This is a genomic window from Candidatus Margulisiibacteriota bacterium, assembly GCA_041650855.1.
Lineage (GTDB): Bacteria > Margulisbacteria > WOR-1 > O2-12-FULL-45-9 > XYB2-FULL-48-7 > JALOPZ01.
The window spans coordinates 941,502-951,129 of sequence record JBAZKJ010000001.1 but is presented as its reverse complement, the minus strand read 5'-3'; the positions used below and the strand labels follow the sequence as shown (position 1 = coordinate 951,129).

Annotated in this window: 10 protein-coding genes; 2 read left to right on the top strand and 8 right to left on the bottom strand. The window is 58.8% G+C overall.

Going from position 1 to position 9,628, the window contains the following annotated elements:
• Positions 1-503, bottom strand: a 503-nt coding sequence (locus WC529_04565) for a hypothetical protein (protein MFA5113551.1), incomplete at its 3' end; no start/stop codon positions are given.
• A gap of 171 nt (positions 504-674) precedes the next feature.
• On the opposite strand from WC529_04565, the gene WC529_04560 reads away from it, so the two are divergent.
• Positions 675-2,234, top strand: coding sequence for a glycoside hydrolase family 130 protein (locus WC529_04560; protein ID MFA5113550.1), 1,560 nt, complete (start codon positions 675-677; stop codon positions 2,232-2,234).
• On the opposite strand, the gene WC529_04555 is transcribed toward WC529_04560, so the two are convergent.
• From WC529_04555 to WC529_04540, 4 genes are all read right to left on the bottom strand, one after another.
• The gene (locus tag WC529_04555) at positions 2,231-4,468 is read right to left on the bottom strand and encodes a glycosyltransferase (protein MFA5113549.1); all 2,238 of its coding nucleotides are present in this window, start codon (positions 4,466-4,468) and stop codon (positions 2,231-2,233) included. The two genes, WC529_04560 and WC529_04555, sit on opposite strands and share 4 nt — an antisense overlap.
• Before the next feature lie 76 nt (positions 4,469-4,544).
• A complete protein-coding gene (locus WC529_04550; GenBank protein ID MFA5113548.1) occupies positions 4,545-5,555 on the bottom strand; it encodes a hypothetical protein in 1,011 nt (336 codons plus the stop codon).
• Between the two features lie 38 nt (positions 5,556-5,593).
• Positions 5,594-6,058: a transcription elongation factor GreA gene (gene greA / locus WC529_04545; protein MFA5113547.1), complete on the bottom strand. Its 465-nt coding sequence runs from the start codon at positions 6,056-6,058 to the stop codon at positions 5,594-5,596.
• Between the two features lie 18 nt (positions 6,059-6,076).
• Entirely contained in the window at positions 6,077-6,361 is a 285-nt protein-coding gene (locus WC529_04540) for a DUF3467 domain-containing protein (protein MFA5113546.1), read from the bottom strand.
• Between the two features lie 56 nt (positions 6,362-6,417).
• On the opposite strand from WC529_04540, the gene typA reads away from it, so the two are divergent.
• Positions 6,418-8,223, top strand: coding sequence for a translational GTPase TypA (gene typA / locus WC529_04535; GenBank protein ID MFA5113545.1), 1,806 nt, complete (start codon positions 6,418-6,420; stop codon positions 8,221-8,223).
• Here typA and WC529_04530 read toward each other — a convergent pair.
• Genes WC529_04530 through trpC form a run of 3 tightly spaced genes read right to left on the bottom strand, consistent with a single transcriptional unit; the run spans position 8,209 to position 9,612 of the window.
• Positions 8,209-8,463, bottom strand: coding sequence for a YbaB/EbfC family nucleoid-associated protein (locus WC529_04530; GenBank protein MFA5113544.1), 255 nt, complete (start codon positions 8,461-8,463; stop codon positions 8,209-8,211). The two genes, typA and WC529_04530, sit on opposite strands and share 15 nt — an antisense overlap.
• A gap of 44 nt (positions 8,464-8,507) precedes the next feature.
• Positions 8,508-8,840: a histidine triad nucleotide-binding protein gene (locus tag WC529_04525; protein ID MFA5113543.1), complete on the bottom strand. Its 333-nt coding sequence runs from the start codon at positions 8,838-8,840 to the stop codon at positions 8,508-8,510.
• Position 8,841: 1 nt separating this feature from the next.
• Positions 8,842-9,612, bottom strand: coding sequence for an indole-3-glycerol phosphate synthase TrpC (gene trpC, locus WC529_04520; protein ID MFA5113542.1), 771 nt, complete (start codon positions 9,610-9,612; stop codon positions 8,842-8,844).
• Positions 9,613-9,628 lie beyond the last annotated feature (16 nt).

Sequence of the window (9,628 nt, the reverse complement as noted above, 5' to 3'; positions counted from 1 at the left end):
GCGCGAACCGGGATAGCCTTTAAGCCTCCACCTCCGTAGAAACCACCCAGACCAACGGTGTAGTTGATGCTCTTAGCACCCAGACCAACCATTGAGCCGAGGCCCACGAAGTCATCCAACACCAAGCTGTACATCGCACCGATGGAACCGGAGATCGAACCCTTGCCGGTATTGATATACGAACCGGTCAACAAGGTGTTCATCCCCATGCCGAACAGACCAGCGTTGGCCGGAGCCACAACCGGAGCCGGGGCAACAGGAGCGGCTGGCGTCGGCGGCGGGACTGGGGCAACTTCCATCGAAGCTTTCAGCTTATTCCAGCGTGCCAGGGTCGCGGATTTTTGGGCTTTCAGCGCTGTAACTTTTGAATACTGATTGGCCTTCCGCGCCTTGATGATCTTCGCGTCGATCACTTTCAGGTAATCCTGGACCGCCAGCTTTTCCTCTGCCATCGTCCGGCCAAAAGCCACGCTGGTGATCGAAGCCATGAAAGCTATGGCCACAACAAATATAATCACTTTCTTCATTATTTTTCACCTCCTTTTTTGTGTAACTATCTTAAAGTATAGCCCTGCACACCCTAATGTCAAGCTTGGGGCGCCTAAAAAATCGGCCCGGCTGCCCGGTTAGACCGCATTGCTTTTCGGCCGCATTAAGATTAGTATTACACCGCCATGGCTAAAGAACAGAAAACCCCTTTTGGCAAGAACGCCGAAGTCCTGATCGCTAATAAGCAGCTGGGCAAACCGGCGCTCAATGACCCGGTCATCCTCTCCCGTTTATTCAAGCGGATCACCAATAAAACCTTGAAAAATATCCGCCCCGACCAGCGCCGGGTCATTACCCGCCCTTTCCGCCCCGGCAGCGAAACCCACATCAAGAACATGGTCAGCCGGATCCTGGCGTTGGACGAACCCAAGGTTAAATGCCTGTTAAAGAAAACCCTGGACGAGTTCGCCCACCGCCACAAAGACATTCAAGCTGTCTTGCTGAGCAATTACCAGCGGGTCGCCGGATATATTCCGGAGCCGGCAGCGCTGTCGGAGGAAAGGAAGCTCCTGCTCGGCTCCTGTTTCACGATGGAATACTCGATCGAATCGGCCGCCCTTTTTAATCCGTCGGTCGTCATTTATCCCAAGCAGAACCAGATGAAAAAGGGACAGACCCGCGTGATCTTTAGCTTCCGCGCGACCGGCGAAGGGCATATTTCCTCGATCGTTTTCCGCAGCGCCATTATCGACCAGGATAACTCGATCTTCCTGGAACCGATCAGCCCGTTTTTGGGCACGCCCGAGGTCGTTTTAAACTCAACTTACGACCGGGAGCTTTTTAAAGCCAAACTGGAGGAAATGGGCCAGTTCAGCGAAGTGGCCAAGGCGATCTACCAGCACCTGCCGGCCAGTTTCACGCTGGAAGAGATCGGCCGGGCGATCAACGGCGTCCGGGACAGCGGGGCCTTTACTCCCGCCGACATGGCCGACACCATCAGCCACATCAAGTGGCTGGCGGAATCGAATTACGAGGTATTTTTTCCGCACGGCCAGCTGATCTCGGAACGGGTGATCTTCCCCGTGTCGCAGAACGAAAGCAACGGGGTGGAAGACGCGCGCTTCGTCCGTTTTGTGGACGACGACGGCAGCGTCACTTACTACGCGACCTATACCGCTTATAACGGCCGCGAGATACTGCCGCAATTGATCGAAACGAAAGATTTCCATCGCTTTAAGATCTCGACCCTGAACGGGCCCCTGGCGCGCAACAAGGGGATGGCCCTCTTCCCGCGCCGGATCAACGGCCGGTACGCCATGATCACCCGGACCGACGGAGAAAGCCTTTACCTGAGCTATTCCGATAATATCCATTTCTGGTACGAAGGGGTCAAGATCGCAGCGCCGGAAAATCCCTGGGAGCTGGTGCAGATCGGCAATTGCGGTTCGCCGCTGGAAACCAAAAAAGGGTGGATCCTGCTGACGCACGGCGTGGGGCCGATGCGCAAATACTGCATCGGAGTTTTGCTGTTAGATTTGAACGATCCGACGAAGATCAGCGGGCGGCTGGCCGAGCCGCTGCTGGCGCCGCGGGAAGAAGAACGCGCCGGCTATGTGCCGAACGTGGTCTACAGCTGCGGTTCGATCATCCTGAACGGCGAATTGATCGTCCCTTACGCCATTTCCGATTCGGAGTCGCACGTGGCCAGCATTCCGGTGGACGAATTGCTCGCGAAACTGCGCTAAGCCGCCCCTTCGATCTCATACTCTTCGATCATCGCCAGCAGCGCCATGAGAAAAGAGACGGTGCTCTCCCCGCCCTGGTTCAAGCTGACCCCTTCCGGCAGCAAACCGTCGGCGCACCCTTTGGTCTCGTAATCGTAGAGCGACATCCCCATGTCGTTATCGCCGAGGAACCAGCCGAACGCCGAGCGCATCTTTTTCAGGTACTCTTTTTCCCGGGTAACCCGGTAAGCCGATTGATAAGCCAGGACCATGGCGGCCGCGTCGATCGGCTGCTGGTCGTACTGCGCCCGCTCGCCGCCCCGCTTATACCAGCCGCGGCTGCCGACGATCGAGAGCCGGCCGTTATTGCTGGTCATTTTTTCTAAAAACTCCAGCGTCTCTTTGGCGACTTGCAAATATTTTTCCTCACGGAGCAGGGAATAGGTCTGGAAAAGCGCCATCGGCATGATCCCGTTATCGTAACAAACGATCTCTTCGAACCAGCGCCAGTCGTCTTTGGAAACCTTTTTGTACAAGTCCAATAAATAGTCGGCGCACTCGCGCAGCAGGGCGGCAACGCTTTCGTCCCCCTGGTAGCAGCGCAGGTAAGCGGCCAAGCCGAGCATGGCCAACGCTTTGCCGCGCAGGTTCAGGCCACGGATGTGGGGCAAAGCCTTTTGAAAACATTCAAAAGCCAGGGAGCGGTAGGCGTTGTGCGGCGGTCGCCAGATGATATAACCGAGCGCCCAAAGCGCCCGGCCGGCCGCGTCGTCCGAACCGTTATCGTCCAGAAAGCGGCGCTGGTAATCGATAAAATTGCGGAAACGTCCGTCCTTGTTTTGCATAAAATGGGTGAAGCTGAAATAGGTGGGGATCAGCGCCCTGGCTTCGCCGCTTTGCAGCAGGAAAACCGCCCAGGCGCAGAGCATCAGGGCGCGGGAATTATCGTCCAGGCAGTAACCGGTATGCCGGTCGGGGACGATATACTTGGCATGCTGGATCAAGCCGGTGTCGTCGGTCAACCGCTGCAGGTGCAGCAGGTCAAAGGCCGGTTCGCGCAGCAGCAGGGCGGGCGTTTTGAGCGACAGCGATCTTTTGGCCGCGGCCGCCGCCGAATGCCGGAACAGCTCCAGGTACTGGGCCGCCACCACCTCCCAGCGCATCTGCCGCCCGAATTTATAGGTTTTGGCGCGCAGCGATTTGAGCTTGGCCTTGTCCGACAGCAGGTCGCGCAGGGTAGCGGCCAGCGCGCCGCTGTCCCCAAAATCGATCAACCGCCCCCGGCCTTCGGCGAGCAGCTCTTTGGCGTGCCAGTAAGGGGTGGAGATGATGGCGGTCCCCGCCCCGACCGCGTAGGACAACGTTCCGCTGACGATCTGCGCCTCGTTCAAATAAGGGGTAATATAGATATCCGCCGCCATCAACCAGGCATAAAGTTCTTCCAGGCTGACAAAGCGGTCGTCAAAGATCACGTGTTCCTGCAGCCCCAGCTTGTCGACCAGCGCGATCAGGCCGGCCCGGTATTTTTCGCCGTATTCCTTCAGGACGTTGGGATGGGTTTTCCCCAGCACGACATAGATCAATTTGGGAAATTCCCGGACCAGTGCCGGGAGGGCATTAATGACCACCTCGATCCCCTTGTTCGGACTGAGCAGGCCAAAAGTCAGCAGCGTCTGGTTCCCTTCCACCTGGAACCGTTTTTTGTAGCGGCTGTTGTCGAGAGCGGTAAAATCGGGCGTGCCGTGGTAAAGCATCCTGATCTTCCCGGCCGGGACGGCATAAACCTCTTGTAATAACGTGACGGCCAGGTCGCTCATGACGATCAGCTGGCTGGCTCGCTGGGCCATCTCCTGGACGATCTTTTTCTGGTTAGGGGTCGGATTTTTCAGCACGGTGTGCAGTACCACCACCACCGGGACGCTGAGGCTGGCTATCAGGGAGAGGATGTAAATGCCGTCCCAGCCGCCGTAGATCCCGTACTCGTGCTGGACGCAGACCACGTCGGCGTTGCTGGCGTTGATAAAATTGGCCGCTTCGTAATAATCGCTCTGCAGGTTCTTTTGCAGAGTGAATTCCACCCGGCGCGGATAAGCGTAACCTTTGGCCGTGTCGTTGACGGCCAGCGCAAAAACGTTCGACCGGGGCGAAAGAAGCTTGGCGGTCGCCTCGCACAGGTCGGTGGTAAAAGTGGCGATCCCGCAAATGCGCGGGAGATAATTGCCGACAAAGGCGACATTGAGGTCCGGTTTCAGCATAGGGCTTACTCTACCCGATATCGCTTGGGGATGCAACTAACGGTACTCGCCCTAAAGCGAACCGCTGCCTGGCGGCCTAATAATTCAAATAGATCGTGCCGGCTTTGGCGGTCCCGGCATTCAGCGCCGCCAGATCGACCATCAGGTCGGCAAAAGCCCAGAACGGCGTGGCGCTGACATAGGCCTGGTAATCGGCAACGCTCGCCGGCAAAGCGGCCGGGTCGCTGTACGCTTCGGCGGAAACGTTAAAGTTCTGTAACGTCGCCTCGGTCGCCTCGGCGCTTAACACCAGATAACGCGGCGAGCTGAACCCGTCGCTGTTGCGGTTCTGCGCCTTGAAGAGGAAAGAATTCCCCGCTCCGCGCGAGATCCCTTTGCCGACCAGTTGGGTCAGCGGGCCGCTTTCGCTGGAACCGCCGATCGTCTGGACGAATTGGAAAGTGTGGGTCGTAGCGTTGCCGGAGATCCTGGTCCGGTTGTTATAGTCGCAAAGCGTGTCCGCCGGGGTGTAATCGACGCTGAAGACGAAATCGACGGTGAGGTCCTTGGTCGACTGGTCCATCACGGCCTCCAGCACGCCGTATTCCTGGTGCCCGTCGGTGCCGTCGGTCCAGATCCAGGTGACGATCCCTTTCGTGACGCTCCCTTCCTGCGTCATGGCGGCGGCCATCTTCTCCGTTTCATTATTAACGGCGGCCGAGTAGGTAACGTTGTTGCCGAAATCGAACGGCGGTTTGATCACCTTGGGCGCCGCAAGGGGTACGACCTGGCCGGTCATCGCGCTGAAGAGCGACTCGACGTCATAAAGGAGGCGGTAAAGGTTCGCCCGGTCGATGACCCCGGTGTCCCGGCTATTAACATATTCCCGGAGCGTGTAATAAAGCGCATACATGGTGTTGCCGCTCCCCCAGCCCCCGGCGGCCGCCGCCGCAACGCTCGGGCGGAAAACGGGGGTCGTACTGGCGCCCACCGTATAGAAATCGATCGACTGAATGCCGGTCGCGTCGCCGGAACCGGTGTTTTGACTGCAGCCGTAGAAGCACGCCGCCGAAACTATTACCGCGATCACCGCCAAACCAATTTTCACTGAGCGGAATTTATCCATGTTTCTCACCTCGGTTGGGATTATAGCACGGATAGGACCTGGTACTTGACCTTGCCCCGCGGCACTTCGACCTCGACGACCTCGCCTTTTTTCGCGCCGATCAGCGCGCCGCCGATCGGGGAATCGGTCGAGATCTTGTCTTCCAGCACGTCGGCCTCGATCTCGGGAACGATCTGGTAGGCGCACTCCTTGCCGGTATCGAGCGCCTTGATCCGAACCGTGGAACCGACCCGCACCGCGTCGCTTTTCGGCAGGTCCCTGGGGTCGACCACCGTGACGCTCGAGATCTTCGCCTCCAGCTCGCGGATCCGCATCTCGTTAAGCCCCTGCTCGTCCTTGGCCGCGTGGTAAGCGGAGTTCTCCTTCAGGTCGCCGCCGTCGCGCGCTTCGCCGATCGTCTTGGAGATGACCCCCCGGCGCTGCTTCAGCGCCTCCAGCTTCTCCTCCATCTTTTTCAGGTTCTCTTTGCTGACTTGCTCGCCCATGAATGGACCCGCCTTTCGTTAATTCTTGGAAAACTCCAGGCCGAACTTCGGCGGCTCCGGCGCCTCTTTGATCGGCTTGAAGAATTTTTCGTACATGTTGACGTTCTCCTGGATCGCCCGCAGGAACCGCTTGGCGTGGGCCGGGGACATGATGATCCGGGCGTTGACCTTGCCGGTGGGCGGATGCGCGAAAATAAAGTCCATGATGAACTCGTTCTCGTTGTGCGAGATCACCGCCAGGTTGCTGTAGCCGCCCCCCGCCACTTCGTCGCTGATCGAGATCTTGATCTCTTGTTCTGCCATGACCTACCTCCTTGCTGACATTAGGCCGATATTATAGCATCTGCTATAATGGTTAGGTGAAGAAGATCATCAACATCGCCATTATCGCCCACGTCGACCACGGCAAGACGACGCTGACCGACCACCTGCTCCGCCAGGGGGGCGCGTTCGGCGAGCGCGACGAGATCCCCGAGCTGGTCATGGACTCCAACGACCTGGAGCGGGAGCGCGGCATCACCATCTTCTCCAAGAACTGCTCGATCCACTACCGGGACATCAAGATCAACATCGTGGACACCCCCGGCCACGCCGACTTCGGCTCGGAGGTCGAGCGGGTGATGAAGATGGTCGACAGCGTCCTGCTGCTGGTCGACGCCAAGGAAGGACCGATGCCGCAGACCAAGTTCGTCCTGGCCAAGTCGCTCAAGCTCGGCCTGAAGCCGATCGTCGTCATCAACAAGATCGACAAGGTCGACAAGGAAGGGCGCCGGGCGCACAAGACGATCGACCTGATCTTCGACCTCTTCGTCAAACTGGAGGCCAACGACGAGCAGCTCGATTTCCCGGTCGTCTACTCCATCTCCCGCGAAGGAGTGGCGATGAAGGAATTCGGCGACGCGCGGAAAGACCTCGGGCCGCTTTTCGAGACGATCCTGGACCGGGTCAAACCCTACCCCGACAAAAGCGGACAGCCGCTGCAGATGCAGGTGACCAACTTGAAGTACGACGATTACGTCGGCCGGATCGCGATCGGCCGGGTCACCGCCGGCGTGCTGCAGAAGAACCAGGCCATCGTGGTCTGCAAGCGGGACGGCTCGATCGTCCCCGGCAAGATCATTAAACTGTCGATCTTTGAGGGGCTCAAACAGCTCGAGGTCGACAGCGTCGACTGCGGCGACATCGTCGCCGTCGCCGGCATCCCCGACATCACGATCGGCGAAACGATCTGCCTGGCGGACAACCCGCAGCCGATGCCGTTATTGCAGATCGACGAGCCGACGCTGAACATGGAATTTTTGGTCAACGACTCCCCCTTTGCCGGCCGGGAGGGGAAGTTCGTGACGAACCGCCACCTGCGCGAGCGGCTGGAGCGGGAGCTGCAGACCAACGTCGGCCTGCGGGTCGAGGCGATCGGCGGGGCGGAAGGCTACCGGGTCTCCGGCCGCGGCGAGCTCCACCTCTCGATCCTCCTGGAGCAGATGCGGCGCGAGGGTTACGAGATCCAGGTCTCCCAGCCGAAGGTGATCTACAAGACGGTCCACGGCGAAAAGATGGAGCCGATCGAACAGGCGATCATCAACGTGCCGGAAGAGTTCGCCGGCGTGGTGATCGAGAAGCTGGGCAAGCGCAAGGGCGAGATGCTGGAGATGACCAACAAGAACGGGATGACGACCATGATCTATAACGTGCCGACCCGCGGGCTGCTCGGCTTCCGCGCCGAGTTCATCATGGATACCAGGGGGGAAGGGATCGTCCACCACTCTTTTGCCCGGTTCGAGCGCTACAAGGGAGAGATCGGCCAGCGGTACAACGGGGTCCTGATCTCCGGCAATCCGGGCAAAACCGCCTCCTACGCCCTGGACAATCTGCAGCAGCGCTCCCGGCTGTTCGTCGGCCCCGGCGTGGAAGTTTACGAGGGGATGATCGTCGGCGAGAACGCGCGCAACACCGACATGACCGTGAACCCGACCAAGGAGAAGAAGCAGACCAACATCCGCGCCGCCAGCGCCGACGAAGCGATCAAGCTGACGCCGCCGATCAAATTATCGCTGGAGCAGGCGCTGGAGTTCATCAACGACGACGAGCTGGTGGAAGTGACCCCGCACCATATCCGGCTGCGGAAAAAACTGCGGACCGAGAACGAAAGATCACGCGCCCGGTAAGCCGCCGGTGATCCTTTGCATTTTCTGCGCCATGTCGGCCTTGGCCGTTTTTAGCCCCTGGTTGACCGCTTCGCGGACCGCTTTGGTGACCTTGTCGCCCTGCAGGGTCGGCGGGATAAAAAGCTCGGCGATCTCCATTTCGCCGTTAATGACCACCCTGACCCCCTCGCTCACCGACTCGTAGCGCGCTCTTTTGACCTCCGCCTGCAGCTCCCGCGCCTTTTGCAGCATCTCGCCCATTTTCCCGACATTATCGAACATTCCCATGATCTTGCCTCCTCAACTCACCCCGGGGGCCAAGAAAAACCGCGCCCGCCGAGAACGTGGATGTGCAGATGGTCGACCGCCATGCCGGCGGCCCGCCCGTTATTGATCACGGTCCGGAAACCGCTTTTGTCTATCCCCTTCTCCGTCGCCACTTTGTTGACGATCTTCATCAAGCCGGGGAAGATCGAGTAATCTTTGACCGCGGAGAGGGAATCAACATGGACTTTGGGGATGACCAGGATATGGACCGGCGCCTGCGGCGCGATGTCGTTAAACGCGAGGACCTGGTCGTCTTCGTAGACGATGCTCGCCGGGATCTCTTTCTTCACTATTTTGCAGAAAATGCACATACTAACCGCCGAGCAACTCCCGGATCTTGGCGGAGACGTCGCGGCTCTTCAGGATACTCTCGCCGATCAAGACCCCGGAGACCCCTTTGTCCTTTAGTCCCTTGACCTGCTCCGCGCTGCTTATCCCGCTCTCGGAGATGACCAGCCGGTTCTTCAATTCCGGATATTTATCCATCAGCGTCAGCGTCGTGGCGAGGTCGACCTTGAGCGTGTCGAGGTCGCGGTTGTTGATGCCGATATAGTTCGCGCCGCTTTTCAACGCGCGTTCCACCTCCCGCGCGTCATGCGTTTCGACCAGGCATTTGAGCCGCAGCTCCCCGGCTAACGACAAGAAGGCCTTGATCTGCGCGTCGGTCAGGATCCGGGCGATCAACAGAACGGCGTCGGCCCCGGCTATTCGCGACTCGTAGAGCTGGACCTCGTCAATGATAAAATCCTTGCGCAGGACCGGGACCGTCGTCGCCTCTTTGGCTTCGTTCAGGTGCTCCAGCTTCCCCTGGAAAAATGGCCCGTCGGTCAGCACCGAAAGCGCCTGGGCCCCCGCCTCTTCGTACGCCTTGGCGAGGTAAGCCGGCTTATAATTCTCCACCAGTAAACCGGCCGAGGGAGAAGCTTTTTTCAGCTCGGCGATCAGGGAGAACTTGCCCGGCTTGAGAAAGCCGCGGGTTTTGGGAAGGCCAACAACGAGCTTACCGACGCTCTTTACCTTGAAGTGCTCTTTAAGGGCGGCGACCGACTCTTTTTTCGCCAAAATAATGTCGTCCAGCAACATGTTATAATGCTAACAC